Source organism: Komagataeibacter sp. FNDCF1 (assembly GCF_021295335.1).
Lineage (GTDB): Bacteria > Pseudomonadota > Alphaproteobacteria > Acetobacterales > Acetobacteraceae > Komagataeibacter.
This window is the reverse complement of sequence record NZ_JAIWOT010000001.1, coordinates 3,097,145-3,117,312: the sequence shown is the minus strand read 5'-3', so window position 1 is coordinate 3,117,312 and position 20,168 is coordinate 3,097,145. Positions and strand designations below refer to the sequence as shown.

18 protein-coding genes and 1 tRNA gene are annotated in these 20,168 nt (G+C 65.9%); 4 read left to right on the top strand and 15 right to left on the bottom strand.

The features are described from left to right. Window positions 1-9: 9 nt before the first annotated feature. Together LDL32_RS14695 and LDL32_RS18085 are read right to left on the bottom strand one after the other, a co-directional pair. Window positions 10-363: a hypothetical protein gene (locus LDL32_RS14695; protein ID WP_233068125.1), complete on the bottom strand. Its 354-nt coding sequence runs from the start codon at window positions 361-363 to the stop codon at window positions 10-12. Continuing rightward, a complete protein-coding gene (locus LDL32_RS18085) occupies window positions 324-443 on the bottom strand; it encodes a hypothetical protein (RefSeq protein WP_370636710.1) in 120 nt (39 codons plus the stop codon). The genes LDL32_RS14695 and LDL32_RS18085 overlap by 40 nt, the downstream gene beginning before the upstream one ends. Here LDL32_RS18085 and LDL32_RS14690 point away from each other — a divergent pair. Beyond that, on the top strand, window positions 412-1,383 hold the full coding sequence (locus LDL32_RS14690; protein WP_233068124.1) for an RluA family pseudouridine synthase: 972 nt from the start codon (window positions 412-414) through the stop codon (window positions 1,381-1,383). The two genes, LDL32_RS18085 and LDL32_RS14690, sit on opposite strands and share 32 nt — an antisense overlap. 243 nt (window positions 1,384-1,626) lie before the next feature. After that, entirely contained in the window at window positions 1,627-2,523 is an 897-nt protein-coding gene (gene rpoH, locus LDL32_RS14685; RefSeq protein ID WP_233068122.1) for an RNA polymerase sigma factor RpoH, read from the top strand. Window positions 2,524-2,695: 172 nt separating this feature from the next. Here the strand turns inward: rpoH and LDL32_RS14680 are convergent, their stop codons facing one another. From LDL32_RS14680 to argC, 5 genes are all read right to left on the bottom strand, one after another. Then, a complete protein-coding gene (locus LDL32_RS14680; RefSeq protein WP_233068120.1) occupies window positions 2,696-3,985 on the bottom strand; it encodes an adenylosuccinate synthase in 1,290 nt (429 codons plus the stop codon). 87 nt (window positions 3,986-4,072) lie between these two features. Further along, window positions 4,073-5,224 carry an ATP phosphoribosyltransferase regulatory subunit gene (locus tag LDL32_RS14675; RefSeq protein WP_233068118.1) on the bottom strand — a complete coding sequence of 384 codons (1,152 nt, stop codon included), beginning with the start codon at window positions 5,222-5,224 and terminating at the stop codon, window positions 4,073-4,075. Between the two features lie 79 nt (window positions 5,225-5,303). Then, a complete protein-coding gene (locus LDL32_RS14670; RefSeq protein WP_233068116.1) occupies window positions 5,304-6,485 on the bottom strand; it encodes a phosphoserine transaminase in 1,182 nt (393 codons plus the stop codon). 55 nt (window positions 6,486-6,540) lie between these two features. Further along, window positions 6,541-6,624, bottom strand: a tRNA-Leu gene (locus tag LDL32_RS14665). A 74-nt stretch (window positions 6,625-6,698) separates the two neighbouring features. Further along, window positions 6,699-7,634 (bottom strand): N-acetyl-gamma-glutamyl-phosphate reductase, encoded by a 936-nt coding sequence (gene argC / locus LDL32_RS14660; RefSeq protein WP_233068114.1) that lies wholly within the window; start codon window positions 7,632-7,634, stop codon window positions 6,699-6,701. A 98-nt stretch (window positions 7,635-7,732) separates the two neighbouring features. On the opposite strand from argC, the gene mazG reads away from it, so the two are divergent. Continuing rightward, window positions 7,733-8,521 (top strand): nucleoside triphosphate pyrophosphohydrolase, encoded by a 789-nt coding sequence (gene mazG / locus LDL32_RS14655; RefSeq protein WP_233068112.1) that lies wholly within the window; start codon window positions 7,733-7,735, stop codon window positions 8,519-8,521. A 129-nt stretch (window positions 8,522-8,650) separates the two neighbouring features. Here the strand turns inward: mazG and LDL32_RS14650 are convergent, their stop codons facing one another. From LDL32_RS14650 to dusB, 8 genes are all read right to left on the bottom strand, one after another. Continuing rightward, window positions 8,651-9,487, bottom strand: a complete 837-nt coding sequence (locus tag LDL32_RS14650) for an inositol monophosphatase family protein (RefSeq protein WP_233068109.1) — start codon at window positions 9,485-9,487, stop codon at window positions 8,651-8,653. Window positions 9,488-9,603: 116 nt separating this feature from the next. After that, entirely contained in the window at window positions 9,604-10,914 is a 1,311-nt protein-coding gene (gene hflX, locus LDL32_RS14645) for a GTPase HflX (protein WP_233068104.1), read from the bottom strand. After that, the gene (gene hfq, locus LDL32_RS14640; protein ID WP_233068101.1) at window positions 10,911-11,195 is read right to left on the bottom strand and encodes an RNA chaperone Hfq; all 285 of its coding nucleotides are present in this window, start codon (window positions 11,193-11,195) and stop codon (window positions 10,911-10,913) included. Before hfq ends, hflX begins: the two co-directional genes overlap by 4 nt. A gap of 126 nt (window positions 11,196-11,321) precedes the next feature. Then, window positions 11,322-12,713, bottom strand: a complete 1,392-nt coding sequence (locus LDL32_RS14635) for a sigma-54 dependent transcriptional regulator (protein ID WP_233068100.1) — start codon at window positions 12,711-12,713, stop codon at window positions 11,322-11,324. Continuing rightward, complete coding sequence (locus LDL32_RS14630) at window positions 12,703-14,970, bottom strand: ATP-binding protein (protein ID WP_370636709.1); 2,268 nt, start codon at window positions 14,968-14,970, stop codon at window positions 12,703-12,705. The genes LDL32_RS14635 and LDL32_RS14630 overlap by 11 nt, the downstream gene beginning before the upstream one ends. Next, complete coding sequence (ntrC, locus tag LDL32_RS14625) at window positions 14,967-16,415, bottom strand: nitrogen regulation protein NR(I) (RefSeq protein WP_233068098.1); 1,449 nt, start codon at window positions 16,413-16,415, stop codon at window positions 14,967-14,969. Before ntrC ends, LDL32_RS14630 begins: the two co-directional genes overlap by 4 nt. Before the next feature lie 33 nt (window positions 16,416-16,448). Next, on the bottom strand, window positions 16,449-17,591 hold the full coding sequence (locus tag LDL32_RS14620; protein ID WP_233068097.1) for a nitrogen regulation protein NR(II): 1,143 nt from the start codon (window positions 17,589-17,591) through the stop codon (window positions 16,449-16,451). Then, entirely contained in the window at window positions 17,588-18,664 is a 1,077-nt protein-coding gene (gene dusB, locus LDL32_RS14615) for a tRNA dihydrouridine synthase DusB (protein WP_233068096.1), read from the bottom strand. Before dusB ends, LDL32_RS14620 begins: the two co-directional genes overlap by 4 nt. Window positions 18,665-18,898: 234 nt before the next feature. Between dusB and ispF the strand changes: the two genes are divergently transcribed. After that, window positions 18,899-20,068 (top strand): 2-C-methyl-D-erythritol 2,4-cyclodiphosphate synthase, encoded by a 1,170-nt coding sequence (ispF, locus tag LDL32_RS14610; protein ID WP_370636779.1) that lies wholly within the window; start codon window positions 18,899-18,901, stop codon window positions 20,066-20,068. Window positions 20,069-20,168: the final 100 nt, after the last annotated feature.

Below are 20,168 nucleotides of genomic sequence, written 5' to 3'. Positions count from 1 at the left end.
CCACATGGTTCAGGGATGGCCGATATCCAGCCGCGCCACGATACGCCGCCCCGTCGGGTCCCAGATCACGATGCGGTCGGCCCTGTCCCCTCCGGACAGCACGACCGCCAGCAACCCGTCGGGCCGGACGGTCACGGCCTGCACATGCGTGCCCGGTGCCTCATCCAGCAGCAGGCTCTCGCCCCCCATCGTCATGGCGGGCGCCACGGGCATTGTGGCAACCCGCGCATCCGCCGTAACGGCGGGACGTGGGTGCATCATGCGGTGCACCAGCACGCCCACCAGCACCAGCGACCCTATGAACAGCAGGACCCCCATCCCGATCACCGCCGCAAGCAGCGCGCGCGACCCCTGTTTTTCCATTCCGTGCTTTCCGTTCCCGAATACCGTTTTTTCCGATAGACACATGCCATGAATGACACTGCCCCCCCAGCCCCCGTCATTGCCAGCGTGGATGACTCGGGCCAGCGCACCGACCGTTTCATCGCAACCACGATGCCCACGCTGTCGCGCTCCCGCGTGAAGGCCCTTATGGAAAGTGGCCACCTGCTGCGCGATGGCACCCCGCTGCGCGACCCCGCCGAACCGGTGCGGGCTGGCATGTGTTATGAAATTCGTCTCCCCCCCGCAATCCCCGCAACGCCACGGGGGCAGGACATCGCGCTGGACATATTATATGAAGACCGCGACCTGATCGTGCTCGACAAGCCCGCAGGCATGGTGGTCCACCCGGCACCGGGCAACGAGGACGGCACGCTGGTCAATGCCCTGCTGGCCCATTGCGGCGAGAGCCTGACTGGCATAGGCGGCGAGAAGCGGCCCGGCATCGTTCACCGGCTGGACAAGGACACGTCGGGCATCATGGTCGCGGCCAAGACGGAAATGGCGCATCAGGCGCTTTCCCTCGCCTTTGCCGAACGGCGGATCGACCGTGCCTACCAGGCCATATGCTGGGGCATTCCCGCCCCGTCGCAGGGATCATTCGATGGCGCGATCGGCCGTGACCGGCGCGACCGCAAGCGCATGGCGGTCATTGCCAATGGCGGCGGCAAGCACGCGCTGACGCATTACCGGGTCCTTGAAACCTTTCACGGCGGGCTGGCGCATGTGGAATGCCGGCTGGCCACCGGGCGCACCCACCAGATCCGGGTCCATTTCGCCCATGCGGGGCACGCGCTGGTGGGGGATCCGGTCTATCTGCGCCGCGTGCCCGCCGCCGCGCGTGCCCTGCCGCCTGCCGCACGCGACGCGGCACTGGATTTTCCCCGCCAGGCGCTGCATGCGCGCAGGCTGGGCTTTGTCCATCCCCGCAGCGGTGAACAGATGCTGTTCGAAACCCCGCCCCCTGCGGATTTCACCCTTCTGCTGGACAGCATTGCCTGAAGCGCAGGGGCATCCGCATTGACTCAACCGATGCAGATCCATATGTTCAGTGATTGTTCGCCGGGGCCGACGCCCCCAGGCTAACTGGACGTCCTGTATCAGGCTGCCCAGACGGGGGCCGGATATGGGGACGTGAGAAGTCCAGTCGTGCGTCTAGCAGAGTGATGATGCAACCCCGCCGGTCACGGTCACGTTAGACCGGATCAACAGCTGCCCATCCCTCTGGAACAGGAGTCCGTTGCAATGGCCTCTTCTGCTCTTATTTCCGGTCCCGAAAACAACCTGTCCAAATACCTTCGGGATATCCGTAAATTCCCCATGCTCTCCCCCGAGGAGGAGCTTCGCCTGTCGCGCCGCTGGAAGGACAAGGGCGACACCGAAGCCGCGCATAAACTCGTCACTTCCCACCTGCGCCTGGTTGCCAAGATCGCCATGGGCTATCGTGGCTATGGCCTGCCGGTGGGTGAACTGATCAGCGAAGGCAATATCGGGATGATGCAGGCGGTCCGCCGCTTCGACCCCGACCGTGGCTTCCGGCTGGCCACATATGCCATGTGGTGGATCAGGGCCGCGATACAGGAGTACATCCTGCACAGCTGGTCACTGGTCAAGATCGGCACCACCGCCGCCCAGAAAAAACTGTTCTTCAACCTGCGCCGCCTGAAGGGGCAGATGCAGGCCATTGATGACGGTGACCTGCAGCCCGAGCAGGTCAACAAGATTGCCCAGTCCCTCGGCGTGCCCGAGCAGGACGTGGTCAACATGAACCGCAGGCTTGCCGCCCCCGACCACAGCCTGAACGCGCCACTGCGCATGGATGGCGAGGGCGAATGGCAGGACTGGCTGGTCGATGACAACGACAATCAGGAAGAAACCCTTGCCCAGAGCGAGGAATATTCCGGTCGACAGGCGCTTCTGGCCAATGCGCTGAAAACGCTGAACGAGCGTGAACGCCATATCCTGACCGAACGGCGGCTCAAGGATGAACCGGCCACGCTGGAAGACCTGTCGCATGTCTACAACATCTCCCGCGAGCGGGTGCGCCAGATCGAGGTCCGCGCCTTTGAAAAGCTGCAGGCGGCCATGAAGGCGGAAGTCGCCGCCCGCCGTGCGCAGCATGGGGAACAGCCTTCGGCCTGATCCCGGCGTGATCCCGGCACCTTTCCCGCCCCTGCCATTAAAAAAGCCCCGCATGCCACTGGCCTGCGGGGCTTTTTTTTCACGAAAGTTCTGGTGAGGCTTTTTTCAAAAAGCTTCAGGGAACACCGCCTTCTTAAAAAAGGCGGCACCCAAAAACTTCTGTTCCAGTTTATCAATCTTCAAACGGATCACGCACCAGAATGGTGTCATCACGTTCGGGGCTGGTGGAAAGCAGGGTCACTGGCGCTTCAACCAGTTCCTCAATCCGGCGGACATACTTGATGGCCTGTGCGGGCAGGTCGGCCCAGGAACGTGCGCCTTTCGTGCTGTCCTTCCAGCCTTCCATCGTCTCGAATACCGGGCGGATACGCTGCTGCGCGCCGGGGGCAGAGGGAAAGCTGGTGATCTTTTTGCCATCCAGTTCATAGCCGACGCAGATGCTGAGTTCATCCAGCCCGTCCAACACGTCCAGCTTGGTCAGTGCCAGGCCGTTCACACCACCGACACGCACTGCACGGCGCACCAGCACGGCGTCAAACCAGCCACAGCGGCGGGGGCGGCCTGTTACGGTACCGAATTCATGCCCACGTTCACCCAGCGTGCGACCCATCTGGTCATGCAGTTCGCTGGGGAACGGCCCCTCGCCCACGCGGGTGGTATAGGCCTTGGCAATGCCCAGCACGAAACCGATGCTGGTGGGACCAACCCCGGCACCCGTACCCGCATTGGCGGCCACGGTGTTGGAACTGGTCACGAACGGATAGGTACCGTGGTCCACGTCCAGCATCACCGCCTGCGCGCCTTCGAACAGGATGCGCGAACCACTGCGGCGGCTGTCATCCAGCAGGTCCCATACCGGGGCCATGAAGGGCAGCACGCGGGGGGCGACACCGTTCAGGAAGTCCAGCAGCGCCTGCTTGGTGAACGTCTCCGCACCCAGCCCCTTGAGCAGGGTATTGTGGTGCAGCAGCAGTTCATCCAGCTTCCAGTCCAGCGTTTCCGGCTCGGCCAGGTCACACAGGCGGATGGCGCGGCGGGCCACCTTGTCCTCATAGGCGGGGCCGATGCCGCGGCCGGTGGTGCCGATCTTGCGGTCACCACGCGCGGCTTCGCGCGCACGGTCCAGCGCGCCATGCACGGGCAGGATCAGCGGTGCGTTTTCGGCAATCTTCAGCGTCTCGGGCGTGACCTTCAGGCCCTGCGCCGTGACGCGGTCGATTTCCTTCAGCAGGGCTTCGGGGTCAACCACCACGCCATTGCCGATCACACCCGTCTTGCCGCGTACCAGCCCCGAGGGCAGCAGGGAAAGCTTGTAGGTCTGATCGCCCACAACCAGCGTATGGCCCGCATTGTGCCCGCCCTGGAAGCGGACCACCACATCTGCACGGCTGGCCAGCCAGTCAACGATCTTGCCCTTGCCCTCGTCACCCCACTGGGTGCCGATCACGGTGACGTTGGACATTTCATGCTCCTTGATATGCTGCCCGGCCCGCACAGCACGGCCCACCGGGAAAAACTTCGGGTTCTGGAAAAAATCGGGTGATGTGACCTACACGCCATCCACCGGGACGGGCTGGCCATCGACAACCATCAGCGGGCAGGACAGCAGTACCGCCTGCGCACGCGCATCATCATCGTGCCCCAGGGCGCTGACCGTGGCATAGCCCGCGGCCCGCAGGGCTGCCCCCACTTCCGCCGGCGTGCCCCACGGCAGGAACACACGCGTACGGCAGGGCAGCGCCGGGGCCGCGCGCAGGATGATGTCAGGCCGCAGGGTCAGGCCGCAGGCGGGTTCGTCATCATTGGACAGGTAACGCCCGCCCCGGCCCAGCTCCTCTCGCTGGCCCGCGGCATATACGCTGACGCACACGCCGGTATGGTACTGCCAGCCACGGAATTCCACCGGGTCCACCGTCAGCCGGATGCCGGGCACGCGGGCCTCGATCGCGGCAACCGTGGCGGCCAGCCGCGCGCTCAGCGCCCGCGCAGCTGGCGGCAGGTCCACGGCGGCCAGTTCCGCCAGCGCGCCATGGGCCGGGCCCGCGGCATGAAGCAGACGGATCAGCACATCGGCCAGCACGCCGCCGTGCCGGGCCACCGCTGCCGCGTCCTTGCGGTCCAGCGCACGCATGAGCGTGCCACGCACATGGGCGTCAAATCCGCCCGCATCCAGCAGCGCCGTAGTCAGCGCGGGCATGGTCAGGTCGAAGGAAACGCCGCCCACCCGCAGCGTGGCCAGGCATTCCGCCGCGATGGCGATGATTTCCGCATCCGCTTCCGGCCGGTCGGGACCGATCAGTTCCACGCCCGCCTGCGATATCTGCCGGTCATCCTCGCCCCGGTTGCCCCCCATCAGCACGCACGGCCCGGCATAGGCCAGGCGCAGCGGGCGTGGTACGTCGGGCAGGCGGGTGGCCGCGATGCGGGCGATCTGGGGCGTCATGTCCGGCCGCAGCGCCATCATGCGCCTGGTGTCGGGGTCCATGAGGCGGAAAGTCTGTTCCGCCACCGCCGAGCCCGCGCCGGACAGGAGCGTTTCCTCGAATTCCAGCAGCGGCGGCGTTACACGGTCATAACCATGGGCGGCAAACACGCGCATGAGGGTTTCGACCCCCGCGGCCTCGGCCTCGGCCTCGGGCGGGAGCCTGTCCACGAAACCGGCCGGCAGCAGGGCGGGATTGAACGGCGGGTCATCAGTCATATGCGGGAAGCCTGTCGTGCTGCATCACACCGATGGCCGGAACCGTGGCATGATGGATCGGATACGGAAAACGGTTGGTTCAGGCGTACTGGCCACGTACCTGTGCATGGGCCCAGTCCAGCCATGGCAGGACGGCCTGCAGGTCCGATGCCTCGACCGTCGCCCCGCCCCACAGCCGCAGGCCCGGGGGTGCATCACGGTAGCTGCCCACGTCCAGCGCCACACCTTCCCTGTCCAGCAGGGAGACGATCTGCTTCGCGGCCTTTACCTGGGTTGCATGATCAAGCGCGGTAAACCACGGCGCCACGATACGCAGGCAGATGGCCGTGCTGGAGCGGTGATCGGGATTGGCGGCCAGGAAGCGTGCCCAGTCCGACCGCGCCTCCCATTCCGCCACAACGGCGAGATTGGCCTCGCTACGCGCGATCAGGCCCATCAGGCCGCCTGCTTCCTCGGCCCATCTCAGGCCATCCAGCGCATCTTCAACGCACAGCATGGAGGGAGTGTTGATGGTGTCGCCACGGAATATACCCTCGATCAGCCCCTTGCTGCCGGTCAGCCGGAAGATCTTGGGCAGCGGGCGGGGTGCCGGCGTGGAGACCAGCCGCTCCACGGCGCGCGGTGACAGGGCCAGCATGCCGTGGGCCGCCTCCCCCCCCAGCACCTTCTGCCAAGACCATGTGACCACATCCAGCTTTTCCCATGGCAGGTCCATGGCAAAGGCGGCGGATGTCGCATCACAGATCACCAGCCCGTCGTGATGCATGGGAATGGCGGCATCATAGGGCAGGCGCGCGCCCGATGTCGTACCGTTCCATGTCAGCACGACATCCCGCGCCCAGTCCACCTGCGCCAGATCCGGTATCTCGCCATAGCCGGCTTCCAGCACGCGGGCGTCAGGCAGCCCGAGCTGGGCGATGATGTCATTGGCCCATGTGGCGGAAAAGCTTTCGAACGCCAGCACATCCACCGGCCGCGTGCCCAGAATGGACCACAGCGCCATTTCCACCGCGCCCGTGTCGGATGCGGGCACGATGCCCAGCACCCATTCCTCCGGCATGCCCAGCATGGCGCGGGAGCGGGTTATGACCTCGTTCAGCCGGGCGCGCCCTTCGGCCGAACGGTGCGAACGGCCCACCAGCGCATCCGACAGGGCACTGAGCGACCAGCCCGGCCGCTTTGCGCACGGACCAGAGGAAAAGCACGGATTGGCGGGCCGCACGGACGGCTTTGCAGTAAGGGCTTCAGGCAAGGGAGACATCGTCCTGTTCGCGACACGGCAAGGGGACAGCAACACCGGGTCCGGTGCGCCACACTGGTGCGAGAGGGGGGATTCGAACCCCCATGCCTTGCGGCGGTCGATTTTGAGTCGACTACGTCTACCGTTCCGTCACTCTCGCATACAGGCACCCCACCCCGTGCGGGACGGAATACCACGGCAATCAGTCCAGGGACGTCTTGCGGACCCGCTATATCACACGGGCGGCGGCGGTTCCAGCCCAAGCATAAGCGCCAGATTCTGCAGTGCGGCGCCCGATGCGCCCTTGCCCAGATTGTCCAGCCGGGCGGTCAGTACCGCCTGCCGCAGGGCGTCATCGCCATGCACGCGCAGTTCCATCCGGTCGGTGCCCGCCAGGGTATCGGCCAGCAGCTTCGTGCAGGGTTCGGCCACCGAAATACGGTCCGATCCCGCATAATGGGCAGCAAGGACCGCATGCAGGTCGGCAATGCGGACCCGGCCCGGCAGCCGGTCAAGATGCAGCGGCACCGATACGATCATCCCCTGCGGGAAATGCCCGACCGACGGCACGAATACCGGCGGCTGCGCCAGACCCGCGTACAGCGTCATTTCCGGTATGTGCTTGTGGCCCAGCCCCAGCCCGTACAGTTCAAACGCCGGGCCGCCGTCACGCTCATGCGCCTCGATCATGCTACGCCCCCCGCCGCTGTAGCCACTGACCGCGTTGACGCACACGGGATGGTCCGCGGGCACCAGCCCGGCACTGACCAGCGGGCGCAGCAGGCCGATCAGCCCGGTGGGGTAGCAGCCGGGGTTCGACACCCGCGCGGCACCACGGATGGCGGCAGGCTGGTCAGCATCCATTTCCGGAAAACCGTAGACCCATGCCGGGTCGGTGCGGAAGGCGGTGCTGGCATCCAGAATGCGGGGCGCATCCGCACCCATGGCATCGGCCATCGCCACCGCGTCCCGCGCGGCCGCATCGGGCAGGCACAGGATCACCACATCCACCGCCGCCATCATCTCCTGGCGTGCCTGCGGGTCCTTGCGCCGCTCGGGGTCGATGGAGCGTAGCGTGACCGGCAGGTGGCGCAGGCGGTTGCGGATGCCCAGTCCCGTCGTGCCTGCCTCGCCATCAATGAAGACCGTCGCCTGTGCGCTGCTGCTCATGTTCCGCCTGTCCTGATAAAAACTTCCCGCCCCGGGGCGTGCGATCTATACAAAAGCCGTGCCCGACCGCAACATGAACATGGCAGGAAACCCGCCCCATGCAAGACCCAGCCCCCGCCGTGCAACGCCTGCTGGACATCATGGCCCGCCTGCGCGACCCGCAGACCGGCTGCCCGTGGGACCGGGAGCAGGACTTCGCCTCCATCGCGCCCTACAGCATTGAAGAAGCCCATGAGGTGGCCGACACCATAGCACGCAGCGACTGGGACAGCCTGCCCGATGAACTGGGCGACCTTCTGCTGCAGGTCGTCTACCACGCCCAGATGGCCGATGAGAAAGGGCTGTTCGACTTCGCCACCGTAGCCACCGTGATCGGTGACAAGATGGTCCGCCGCCACCCGCATGTATTTGGTGATGCGCAGGCCGCGCCGGGCCAGTGGGAAAGTGGCAAGGCACAGGAACGCATGGCCCGCAACCGGGGCGGCACGCTGGATGACGTACCCGTTGGCCTGCCCGCCCTGCTGCGCGCGCGCAAGCTGTCCGCCCGCGCCGCCCGCACCGGCTTTGACTGGGATACGGTGGGGGAAGTCGCGGCCAAGGTGGACGAGGAACTTGATGAACTGAAGGTCGAACTGGAAAGTGGCGACCGCGAGAAGATATTCGATGAACTGGGGGACGTGCTGTTCACGCTGGCGACCCTTGCCCGCAAGCTGGACATGGACCCCGAAGCCTGCCTGCGTCAGGCCAATGCCAAGTTCACCCGCCGCTTTACCGCCGTCGAACACGATCTGGCCGACCGTGGCCTGGCGCTTGCGGATGTGGACGTGAAGACGATGGAGGAAGGCTGGCAGGCGGTCAAACGCCGCGAGCGCGCCGACCAGGACTGAACCCCGCAGTAACTTCAGATATTTGTCGAACAGAAGTTTACGGGTGCCGCCTTTTTTCAAAAAGACGGCATTCTTCGAAGTTTTTTGAAAAAAGCTTCACCAAACACGTCTTCCTGTTTGCCGGGGTTTTCAGTCTGGCGTCAGCAGCAGATCATGCAGCGCCTGCCAGCTTGCACGGTCGGGCGCATAGAGCAGGCCGCCGGTGCGGTCGGTCACGCGGTAGGGACTGCCATCGAAATGCGCGCTGTAGCCACCAGCTTCCGCATGGATCAGCCAGCCCGCCAGATGGTCCCACGGCAGGGTGCGGTTGAACAGCAGGAAGTGGCAGCGCCCGTCCACCAGCATCAGGTATTCATGTGCCGCACAACGGAAATCCCATGATCCCGCCACCTTGGGCAGGTTACGCGTCACCACGTCACGCAGGTCGGGCGGCAGGTAGCGCCATGAGGCATTGCCCGCCATTTCGCGCGCAGGCACGGGCGGGGCGACATGCAGGGCGCGCCTGGCCCCCGTGCCGTCCTCCAGCCATGCGCCCTGCCCGCGTGCGGCAAAAGCCGCGACGTTACAGACCGGATCAAGGATTGCCCCGCCAGCCACTTCCCCATCCATGACAGCCGAGACCATGACGCCGAACAGCGGCACGCCCGCCGCATAGTTGGCCGTGCCATCAATGGGGTCGATCACGAAGGCCAGGTCGGCCGTTGCAAGACCGTCCACAATGGCGGGGTTGGCCGCCACCGCTTCCTCCCCCACCACCAGCGCCTGCGGCCATGCGGCCTGCAGGGCTGCTGTCAGGTCGCGCTCGGTGGCTTCATCCGCCACGGTCACGATATCCAGCGGGCCGCTCTTGGCGCGGATATCAGCACGGTCAAGGCAGCGGAAGGACGGCATGACGTGGCGTTTCGCCGCCCCACGCATCATTCCCACCACCGCGTGCATGTCCGCCAGTGTGATCCGTTCCGTCATTGCAGCCTCCGCGTTGCGTGTCAGTCCTCTGTCCGGTGTGCAATCGTGCGCCAGCACGCACCCGTTTTCCACCCCTGCCCCGGTCACGCCCCGGTCAGCACGGCATGGCAGCGGTCCTAGACGTCCAGGCAGGTCACGACACGGCCGAACTGCATCTCGAAGCGCGCCCGGTTGGCGGGAGAGAGGCGCACGGTCATCTGCGCCCCATCCTCCCCGTCCTCGCGCCCGGTTACTTCCCCATGCTCATACAGCCACGCCATGGCCGCCCCTTCGGCCAGGGGCACACGGTACAGCGCGACTTCCATCGCCCGCGTCATGCGCTCGTCAATCGCAGCCAGCAGGTCGGGCAGGCCATCGCCGGTAATGGCGGAAATGACCACGTTGCCCGGCCGCGCGCCCACCGCTTCCCGCCCGCCGACCAGATCGGCCTTGTTCAGCACCTCGATGACACGGCCCTGCCAGTCTTCCTCAATCGTGCCGTTGCGGGCCATGCCTTCCAGCACCTCGATCACGTCCGTGCGCTGCGATGCGCTGTCGGGGTGCGAGACATCGCGCACATGCAGGATGATGTCGGCCTCCGCCACTTCTTCCAGCGTTGCACGGAAGGCGGCGATGAGCTCGGTCGGCAGGTCACTGATGAACCCCACCGTGTCCGACAGGATCACCCGCCGCCCCGATGGCAGCCGGATGCCGCGCATGGTGGGGTCCAGCGTGGCGAACAGCTGGTCCTGCGCATACACGCTGGCCCCGGTCAGGGCATTGAACAGGGTGGACTTGCCCGCATTGGTGTAACCCACCAGCGCCACGATGGGGAACGGCACGCGACGGCGCGCCTGCCGGTGCAGGCCACGGGTACGGCGCACCTGTTCCAGTTCACGCTTGAGGCGGACGATCCGGTCCCCGATCATGCGGCGGTCGGCCTCGATCTGGGTTTCACCGGGGCCACCAAGGAAGCCGAAGCCACCGCGCTGGCGTTCAAGATGGGTCCATGTGCGCACAAGGCGGCTGCGCTGGCATTCCAGATGGGCCAGTTCGACCTGCAGCGTGCCTTCACGCGTGGCGGCGCGCTCGCCAAATATGTCCAGGATCAGCGCGGTCCGGTCGATCACCTTGCAGCCCAGGGCGCGCTCCAGGTTACGCTGCTGTACCGGGGTCAGGCGGGAATCGATGATGACAACGGTGATGTTGTCGGCCTTGACCGTTTCCTTGAGCGAATCAACTTGGCCACCACCAAGCAGGGTGGCCGGCCTGCGGGCGCGCAGCAGAAGCACCGCCTGGCACACCACCACCAGCCCGATGGAAGCGGCAAGGCCAACGGCCTCCTCCAGCCGGGCCTCGGCGGCGCGGGCATCGTCATGACGGTCGGGGCGTTCCCACGGCAGGATAACGGCCGCGCGGGTGGCAGAGGAAGGCTGCCCCACCGTCACGACAGACTGCCATCCGTGGCCGTGCGGTCCTCTGTCGCCTCGGCCTCGGCGGGTGGTTCGAACAGGCTGACCGGCGTGGCGGGCATGACCGTGCTGATCGCATGCTTGTAGACTAGCTGGGTATGCCCGTCGCGCCGCAGCAGGACGGAGAAATTGTCAAACCAGGTGATGATGCCCTGAAGCTTGACCCCGTTGACGAGGAAGATGGTGACCGGCGTCTTGGACCGGCGGACGTGGTTGAGGAACACGTCCTGTACATTCTGTGAAGGTTCTTTTGCCACGGCAGGGCCTTACTTGTTGCTTGTTGGGCGGGGGTACACGGCACAGTTCTCGTGTCATGCTACGGCGTTGCCACCGTCCGTATCACAGTTCGTTGTCTAGCAGGCATGCGCCCAGCGGGCAAAAGCTCATCCCGTGTTGCGATCCTCGGACGTGACGCCCAGCTGCTTGAGCTTGCGATGCAACGCACTGCGCTCCATGCCCACAAACCCCGCCGTACGGCTGATGTTCCCTCCAAAGCGTAATAGCTGTGCCTGAAGGTACTGGGTCTCGAACAGGTCGCGGGCCTCACGCAGCGGCAGGCTCATCACATCCTCGTCAGAATCGAACTTGAGCAGTGCCGGCGCCCCTTCCCCCACGGTGGAGGGCAGCATGTCGGCGCGGATCGGGTCCGTGCTGTTGCCCGGCATCATGATCAGCAGCCGCTCCATCAGGTTGCGCAGTTCCCGCACGTTGCCCGGCCACTCATAGCTCTGCAGGGCCGCAATCGCATCACCCGACAGTTCGCGCAGCGGCAGGCCCGCGGTCTCGGCCGCGCGGTCCAGGAACATGCGGGCCAGTTCGGGTATGTCCTCGCGCCGTTCGCGCAGGCTGGGAATGCGCAGCGGCACAACCGCCAGGCGGTAGTACAGGTCCTCACGGAAGCGGCCCAGCGCGATCTCGGACTGCAGGTCGCGGTTGGTGGTGGCCAGCACGCGCACATCCACCTTGACCCGCCGCGCACCGCCCAGCCGCTCGAATGTCTGGTCCTGCAGCGCGCGCACGATCTTGCCCTGTGTCTCCAGCGGCATGTCGGATACTTCATCAAGCACCAGCGTGCCGCCGTGGGCGCGCTCCAGCACGCCGGTACGCCGGCCCGTGCCATCATCGCCACCTTCCGTGCCGAACAGTTCCTCCTCGAACCGGCCGGGCGCCAGGGTTGCGCAGTTCAGCGCGATGAACGGCCCCTCCGCCCGGCGGGAACTGGCATGGACCATCCGCGCCGCCACTTCCTTGCCGGTACCCGCCGCCCCCGATATCAGCACGCGCGAGCCGGTGGGCGCCACGCGGTCGATCTGGTTGCGCACGGCGACAATGGCGGCACTGCGCCCCTCCAGCACGGTGCCGGAGCCCGCCAGCAGGCGCAGTTCCGCATTTTCACGCGCAAGGCGCGAGGCCTCGAGTGCGCGGCGGACCACCACCAGCAGCCGGTCCGCCTGGAAGGGTTTTTCGATGAAGTCATACGCCCCGTGCTGCAGGGCGGCGACGGCGGTCTCGATCGTGCCGTGGCCCGATATCATGATGACCGGGACGGACGGCTCTTCCTTGTGAAGGACGTTGAGGATACCAAGCCCGTCAAGCCGCGAGCCCTGCAGCCATACATCCAGTACCACAAGCGAGGGCCTGCGCTCCCTGAACGCGGCGATGGCGGAATCGGAATCCGCGGCCAGCCGGGTCTCGTATCCTTCATCTGACAGAATACCCTCGATAAGAAGCCGTATATCCGGCTCGTCATCGACGATCAGGATTTCATGGCCCATGGTCGTCCTTTATCGGCAAAATCAACGTCGATACAGCTCCCCTGCCCCCGGCGCGGTCCTCCAGCCCGATGCTTCCGCCATGATCTTCAAGAATCTTCTTGACGATCGCAAGGCCAAGGCCGGTTCCCTTGGGCTTGTGGGTCACATAGGGCTCGGTCAGCCGGGCACGATCCTCAACTGGCAACCCGATTCCGTCATCCTCCACGATCAGGAGCACGTCCGGATCAGCCTGGCGCAATGTAATACGGATCGTGCCGATCACGCCATCCCCGCCCGCCTCCTGCTGCGGGCGGCGCATGGCTATGGCGTCGGCGGCGTTCTGCAACAGGTTGGTCAGCGCCTGGCCCACCAGCCTGCGGTCGCAGCGCACCTGCGGCCCCCGGTCGGGCAGGTTGACCTCATACAGCAGTTCAGGGTGCGCGTTGCGCTGCAGGATCAGCGTCTCGCGCACGATGCGGGAGAGATCCTCCATGCGCATGACGGGCTGGGGCATGCGCGCGAAGGCGGAAAATTCATCCACCATGCGCCCGATATCGCTCACATGGCGGATGATCGTGTCCACGCACTGCACGAAGGTGTCGGGGTCGGATGTGATCTCGCGCAGGAAGCGGCGCTTGAGCCGTTCGGCACCCAGCTGGATGGGGGTGAGCGGGTTCTTGATCTCGTGCGCGATGCGCCGCGCCACATCCGCCCATGCCGCCTTGCGCTGCGCGACCTGCAGGGCTGTTATGTCATCAAATGTAACCACATACCCCCCCGCGATGTCGCCATTCAGGCTCGCCTGCATTTCGGCACCGATTCGGACCAGCAGGGTACAGGCGCGCCCGTCGGCCAGCACCTGTACCTCCCCCGTCAGTTCGCGCGCGCCATCATGGGCAACGCGTTCCAGCATGTCGGCCAGTTCCGGCACCACCTGGACCAGCGGCTGGCCGATGCAGCTTTCCATGTCCCGGTGCAGCAGCACGCTGGCCGCCCGGTTGGGCAGTTCGATCACGCGTTGCGCATCCAGCCCGATCACGCCGGCGGACACGCCGGACAGCACGGCTTCGGTAAACCTGCGGCGTTCATTGATCTGGTTGGTGGCGTTGACCAGTTCCGCACGCTGGCTGGCCAGCTGGGATGTCATGCGGTTGAAGGCGCGCGACAGGCTTGAGACTTCGTCATCGCGGTCGCCTTCGGGCACGTTGCTGTCCAGATTGCCCTTGCTCACCCGTTCGGACGCCAGGATGAGCAGCCCCAGCGGGCGCACGATCTGGTTGGCGAGCATGAGCCCGATCAGGATGGCCGCTCCCAGCACCAGCACCGCCACAAGTGCAAAGATCAGCACGAAGGTGAACTGGATCTTGCCACGGTTGCCGTTCAGGCGCTGGTAGTCGGCCACCACCTGTTCGGTGCGGTGCATGTGTTCGAGGATATCGGGGTCCACGGGGCGGGCGATCATGAGCATGAGCGGCGGCGTATCCCCCAGCGTCACCACCGCGCGGACCGTCTTTTCATCGGGTGAGTCAAGGATCGCGATCTCGTTCGTGCGCGCCATCAGCGTGGCGGCAGGCGGCGGCAGGTCCTTGAGATTGGCGGTCCGCCCCATGAGCCCGCCCGAGGCCACGACCGTGTTGGTGAAGGGATCATACACCACCGCCACATCCAGCCCGCGCAGTGTCGCCTGTGAATCCAGCACCTGCGAGAGCGCATCGGGGTTGTGCAGCAGGTCGTTGCCCGAACCCGCCAGCGCGGTCTGGGCGCTGACAAGGTAGTTGGCGAGCGAGAATGCCTCGGTGCGGATATTGGCGTTATGTTCCTGCAGGTAGCCGCGTGACGTTTCCAGCGCCTCGTTCATTGCCGTGTTCACCCGGTCACTGAACCAGATCTGGATGCCGTAATGGAAAAACACGGCGGCAAACGTGCCCACCACGATGGTCGGCGCCACCGCCACGATGCCGAACAGCGTGACCAGCCGCACATGCAGCCTGGCGCCCGCCAGCCCGCTGCGGCGTTCGGCCAGCACGCGGCCCACCTTTTCGGTCAGCGACGTGGCCAGCAGCAGCAGCACGAGGAAATTGAGGATGAAGACCAGCGCCTGAATCTGCGGATGGTGCGCCAGTGACTTGCCCCCCGACAGCACAACGAAGGTCGCGACACCCAGCACCAGCGCCAGCAGTACCAGGACCAGCGCCACATTGCGGCGCACAAGCATGTCCAGCATGCGCCGCGCCAGCCGGTAGGCGGCGCCGGGGCGGGCCGTGGGGGTGCTGCTCATGCGCCGCCGCGCACGACGGGAATATCGAGGTCGCGGATCTTCTTGCGCAGGGTGTTGCGGTTCAGCCCCAGCATGGCCGCCGCCCGGATCTGGTTGCCCCGCGTTGCCGCCAGCGTCATGGAAATCAGCGGGCGTTCGACCTCCGCAATCACCTTGTCATAAATATCGCTCATCGGCATGCCCTCCTGTCCCGATGCCAGGAAGCGGCGCAGGTGCCGCTCCACCGCCCCGGCCAGGGTTTCCGGCTGGGTGCCGGTGCCCTCGCCCTGCGGGGCAAGGCTGCTGGCCTCCGCCAGTTCCGCGGCTATGATATCCGCCCCGATGCTTTCCTGCGGGTGCAGCGCGGTAATGCGGCGCATCAGGTTTTCAAGCTCACGCACGTTGCCGGGCCAGCGATGGGCCTGCAGCCGGGCCATCGCCTCGTCATCCAGTACGCGCACGGGACCCGCGCCATCGGCGTTCTCGTTCAGGAAATGCCGTGCCAGCAGGGGTATGTCCTCCACCCGCTCGCGCAGTGGCGGCAGGCGCATGGGCACCACGTTCAGACGGTAGTACAGATCCTCGCGGAACGTACCGGCCCGGATCGCCTGCCGCAGGTCCCTGTGGGTTGCGGCAATGATGCGGACATTGGCGCGGATGGGCAGCGTGCCGCCCACGGTCGTGAACTCGCCATCCTGCAGCACGCGCAGAAGGCGGGTCTGGGCCTCGGGCGGCATGTCGCCAATCTCGTCCAGGAACAGCGTGCCGCCGGCCGCCTGCTCGAAGCGGCCCGCCACGCGTGACGTGGCCCCGGTAAAGGCGCCACGTTCATGGCCGAACAGTTCGCTTTCGATCAGGTTGCGCGGAATGGCGGCCATGTTGATGGCCACGAACGGCCCGGAACGCCTGCGCCCGTATTCATGCAGCGCGCGCGCCACCAGTTCCTTGCCCGTCCCGCTTTCGCCATTGATCATGACGGTCAGGTCCGATGTCGTAAGCCTGGCGATGATGCGGTAGATGTCCTGCATCACCACCGACCGGCCAATGAGCGACATCTGTTCCTCTGGCGGGGGGGCCGGTGCGGCCTGCACCGGCACGGCGGGGGTGGCCAGCGCGCGCGCGACCACCGCCAGCACTTCCTTGAGGTCAAATGGCTTGGGCAGGTATTCGAACGCGCCGCGCTGGGTTGCCTTGACCGCCGTCATCAGCGTGGACTGGGCACTCATCACCACGACCCGCAGGTCGGGGCGGATGCGGCGGATGCGCGGGATCAGGTCCAGCCCGTTCTCGTCGGGCATGACGACATCGGTGATGACGAGATCGCCTTCCCCCTCCTCCACCCACTGCCACAGGGTGGCGGCCTGCCCCGTGGCACGGACCTGGTAGCCCCCGCGCCCCAGTGCCTGGCTGAGCACGGTGCGGATCGAACGGTCATCATCGGCAACTAGAATGGTGGGCAGCGACATTCGCTCTCTATCTCTCGGATACGGTCGGGGGCCTTACGGCGCGCCCCGCTCTTCGGTCACAACGGGCAGGTGCAGCAGGACCTCCGTCCCGCCGGGCTGGCTTTCCACCTCGATCACGCCGCCATGGTCCCCCACGATCTTGCCCGCCAGCGCCAGACCCAGCCCGCTGCCGGTGGTCTTGGTGGTCAGGAACGGCTCGAACAGATGTGGACGGATGTTCTCGGGAATCCCCGGCCCGTTGTCACGCACAGAGACCAGCAGAGGCAGCTGCACGCGCTGGCCACCACCGGTGGACACCCATATGCCGGGGCGGTAGCTGGTGGTGAGTGTGATCCGGGGCGGTTCGCCCCCTTCGGGGCGGGTGTCGAGCGCCTCGGCAGCATTCTTGACCAGGTTGAGCAGGACCTGCACCAGCTGGTCGCGGTTGCCCCATACCGGCGGCAGGGAGGGATCGTACATTTCCTCGAAGCCGATATCCGCCCCGAAGCCCTGCTGCGCCAGACGGCGCACATGCTCCAGCACGCGGTGGATGTTCACCGGCCTGCGCTCGATCGGGCGGTCGCTGAACATGTCCATCCGGTCCACCAGGTCACGGATGCGGTTGACCTCGTCCTGGATCAGGACCGCAAGCTCGCGGTCGGATTCACCCACCGATGTTTCCAGCAGCTGCGCCGCCCCCCGTATGCCCGAGAGCGGGTTCTTCACCTCATGCGCCAGAATGGCCGCCATGCCCGCCACGCTGCGTGCTGCGGAGCGGAAGGTCAGCTGCCGGTCCAGCACGCGCACGGCCGAGAAATCATGGAATGTCAGCACGACCGAGCCGGGTTCCTCCATGACCGGCGCGCCCTGCACCGTCACCCCCTCGTGGCGCAGGCGCGGGCTTTCCAGCGTGACCTCGTGCTCGACCACGGTGTGGTCCTGCGCGCGCACCTGCTCCACCAGCAGGAAGAGCGGACTGTCACCGGGCAGGATGTCGGTCAGGCGCATCTGCACCAGATGCGCACGCGACATGCCGAAAAACGGCTCCGCGGCACTGTTCACATACCCGATGGCATCATCCGCCCGCACCACCACCACCGGCAGCGCGAGCGAATCGAGCACGATCCGGCCGTTGCCCGTTATGTTGTCCGGCGCACAGGGCTGGTGGACGGATGCAGGGGGCGTGCCTTCGCTCATGCGGCCTGTACGGTGGCTGTCCGTCCGGCGGCCCTTTCCGCCTCCACGGTGGAGGGACGTGGCCCGCGTACGTTGCCCGCCGCGATCTGGCGGTCATAGAATTCATGGATCATGCCGATGGCGGCATCGACCGTATCGACCCGGTTCACGGCGGCGCGGAAACCCGCCGAGTCCGGCAGCCCGGCCGAATACCATGACACATGCTTGCGTGCGAGGCGCAGCCCGGGATGGGCGCCAAAATGATCGATCATCATGCCGTAATGCTCCAGCACGATGGATTTTTCCGCCGCAAGGTCGGGTTCCGCCACATGCATGCCATCCATCAGCGCGCGCGCGACCTGGGCCAGGAACCACGGGCGTCCATAGCAGCCGCGCCCGATCATCACGCCGCGTGCGCCCGAACGCTCAAGCGCCACGCGCGCGTCCTCCACCGTCAGGATATCGCCATTGACAATGACCGGCAGGTCCACCGCATCCACCACATTGCGCACGAAATACCAGTCCGCCGTGCCGTTGTAGAACTGCTGGCGGGTACGGCCATGCACCGTCACCATGCGTATGCCCGATTCCTGTGCAATACGGGCCAGACGCGGGGCATTGAGGTGGTCATGGTCCCAGCCCATGCGCATCTTCAGCGTGACCGGCACATCAACGGCGCGCACCACGCCTTCGAGCAGGCGGCCGGCCTGCACCTCGTCACGCATCAGGGCTGAGCCGGCAAGCTGGCCCACCGCCACCTTCTTGACCGGGCAGCCGAAATTGATGTCGATGATATCCGCCCCGCGATCAACCGCAATGCGCGCGGCCTGCCCCATCGCATCGGGGTCGCAGCCTGCAAGCTGGACGGAATTGGGGCCATCATCCGCCACTTCGGCCATGCGCAGCGTGTTCTGGTTTTCCCGCACCATGGCCCAGGACGCGATCATTTCCGAAACCACCAGCCCCGCCCCCAGCCTGCGCGCCAGCTTGCGGAACGGCAGGTCCGTTACCCCGGCCATGGGGGCCAGTATGACAGGCGCGCGCAGCACGACCCCACCACCCAGATCAATAGGCGACAGCAGTTGAGATGACATGGACCCCGCTTCCCCGCCGGGTCCCTTCAGCCGCGTGCATGGCGCGCGCGGGAATGTGCCGGCTCCTGATACTATATGCCAGTAATGCTTATGATTTAGGCAGAATACCCCCTCATGCCGCCGCGTGCAATCAGGTTCGGTGCATGGCGGCAACATTTTACCACACAGGTGTATGCCATCTGCCACACGCAGAATGCTTGACGCGGCGGCCACATGGCCGCATTGCTCCGCATCATGCGTGTTGCAGCCATTCTTCTCGCCGCGGGCCAGGGCAGCCGGTACAGCGCCCAGACCGCGACCCCCGTCGCCAAGCAGTATGTCACGCTGGGCGGACGGCCCGTCATCCGCCATGCGGCGGATGCCCTTGCCCCCCATGTGGGCGTCATCCAGCCAGTGGGCGACCCGGCGCTGCTGGGCGGTGCACTGGACGGCTTCGCGCCCGCCGGCTGCACGGTCCTGCCGGTCGTGCCCGGTGGCGATACGCGCCAGGCCAGCGTGCGCGCCGGGCTGGACGCCCTTGACCGCCTGCCTGAAAACGAACGGCCCGAACTGGTGCTGATCCATGACGGCGCGCGCCCCTACGTGCCCGGCAGCGTGACACAGGGCGTGATCGCGGCGCTGGAAAGGCACGCAGGCGTCATCCCCGCCGTGCCGGTGGCCGACACCATCAAGCGTGCAAAGGACGGCATCATTACCGATACCGTGCCGCGCACCGACCTGTTCCGCGCCCAGACGCCACAGGGCTTCCGCTTTGCCCTGCTGCGCGACCTGCACCGCGCGGCCTCCGCCGCCGACGCCACCGATGACGCCGCCCTGCTGGAACAGGCCGGCCACCACGTTGCCATCGTTCCCGGTTCGGAAGACAACATCAAACTGACCTACAAGGAGGATCTGGTGCGCCTGGAACGCCTGATCGGCCCGACGCTGCTGCCGCGCACCGGCACGGGCTATGACGTGCATGCCTTTGCCGAGAACCGGCCCCTGATCATGTGCGGCATCACCGTGCCCCACACGCGCGGCCTTGCCGGGCATTCGGATGCGGATGTGGGCATCCACGCGCTGTGCGACGCCATTTACGGCGCGCTGGCCGAAGGCGATATCGGCCGCCATTTCCCCCCCAGCCAGAACGAGTGGAAGGATGCCGACAGCGCGCGCTTCCTGATCCATGCGGGCGAGCGCATCCGCCAGCGCGGCGGCATGCTGGTCAATGCCGATGTGACGCTGATCTGCGAACGCCCCAAGATCGGCCCGCATTCCGAAGCCATGCGTGCGCGCCTTGCCGAACTGCTCAAGGTCGATGTCGACCGCATCTCGGTCAAGGCCACCACGTCCGAACGCCTTGGCTTTACCGGGCGCGAGGAAGGTATTGCCTGCCTGGCGAGTGCTACAGTGCTGGTGCCCTGAGCGGCCCGGCTGCTACAAAAAACGGCCCGGTATGATACCGGGCCGTTTTGCGTTCAAACCGGAAAAAGTTTTGATGAAGCCTTTTTCAAAAAGCTTCAGA

What these genes read in the sequence shown, in the direction of transcription:
- LDL32_RS14635 (WP_233068100.1), bottom strand. Translation starts at nt 12,713, where the DNA reads ATGGGCCATGAAATCCTGATCGTCGATGACGAGCCGGATATACGGCTT.
- LDL32_RS14650 (WP_233068109.1), bottom strand. Translation starts at nt 9,487, where the DNA reads ATGACGGAACGGATCACACTGGCGGACATGCACGCGGTGGTGGGAATG.
- dusB (WP_233068096.1), bottom strand. Translation starts at nt 18,664, where the DNA reads ATGTCATCTCAACTGCTGTCGCCTATTGATCTGGGTGGTGGGGTCGTG.
- mazG (WP_233068112.1), top strand. Translation starts at nt 7,733, where the DNA reads ATGCAAGACCCAGCCCCCGCCGTGCAACGCCTGCTGGACATCATGGCC.
- LDL32_RS18085 (WP_370636710.1), bottom strand. Translation starts at nt 443, where the DNA reads ATGACGGGGGCTGGGGGGGCAGTGTCATTCATGGCATGTGTCTATCGG.
- LDL32_RS14630 (WP_370636709.1), bottom strand. Translation starts at nt 14,970, where the DNA reads ATGAGCAGCACCCCCACGGCCCGCCCCGGCGCCGCCTACCGGCTGGCG.
- ispF (WP_370636779.1), top strand. Translation starts at nt 18,899, where the DNA reads ATGCGTGTTGCAGCCATTCTTCTCGCCGCGGGCCAGGGCAGCCGGTAC.
- LDL32_RS14690 (WP_233068124.1), top strand. Translation starts at nt 412, where the DNA reads ATGAATGACACTGCCCCCCCAGCCCCCGTCATTGCCAGCGTGGATGAC.
- LDL32_RS14620 (WP_233068097.1), bottom strand. Translation starts at nt 17,591, where the DNA reads ATGAGCGAAGGCACGCCCCCTGCATCCGTCCACCAGCCCTGTGCGCCG.
- LDL32_RS14695 (WP_233068125.1), bottom strand. Translation starts at nt 363, where the DNA reads ATGGAAAAACAGGGGTCGCGCGCGCTGCTTGCGGCGGTGATCGGGATG.
- argC (WP_233068114.1), bottom strand. Translation starts at nt 7,634, where the DNA reads ATGAGCAGCAGCGCACAGGCGACGGTCTTCATTGATGGCGAGGCAGGC.
- LDL32_RS14680 (WP_233068120.1), bottom strand. Translation starts at nt 3,985, where the DNA reads ATGTCCAACGTCACCGTGATCGGCACCCAGTGGGGTGACGAGGGCAAG.
- ntrC (WP_233068098.1), bottom strand. Translation starts at nt 16,415, where the DNA reads ATGTCGCTGCCCACCATTCTAGTTGCCGATGATGACCGTTCGATCCGC.
- LDL32_RS14670 (WP_233068116.1), bottom strand. Translation starts at nt 6,485, where the DNA reads ATGTCTCCCTTGCCTGAAGCCCTTACTGCAAAGCCGTCCGTGCGGCCC.
- rpoH (WP_233068122.1), top strand. Translation starts at nt 1,627, where the DNA reads ATGGCCTCTTCTGCTCTTATTTCCGGTCCCGAAAACAACCTGTCCAAA.
- LDL32_RS14675 (WP_233068118.1), bottom strand. Translation starts at nt 5,224, where the DNA reads ATGACTGATGACCCGCCGTTCAATCCCGCCCTGCTGCCGGCCGGTTTC.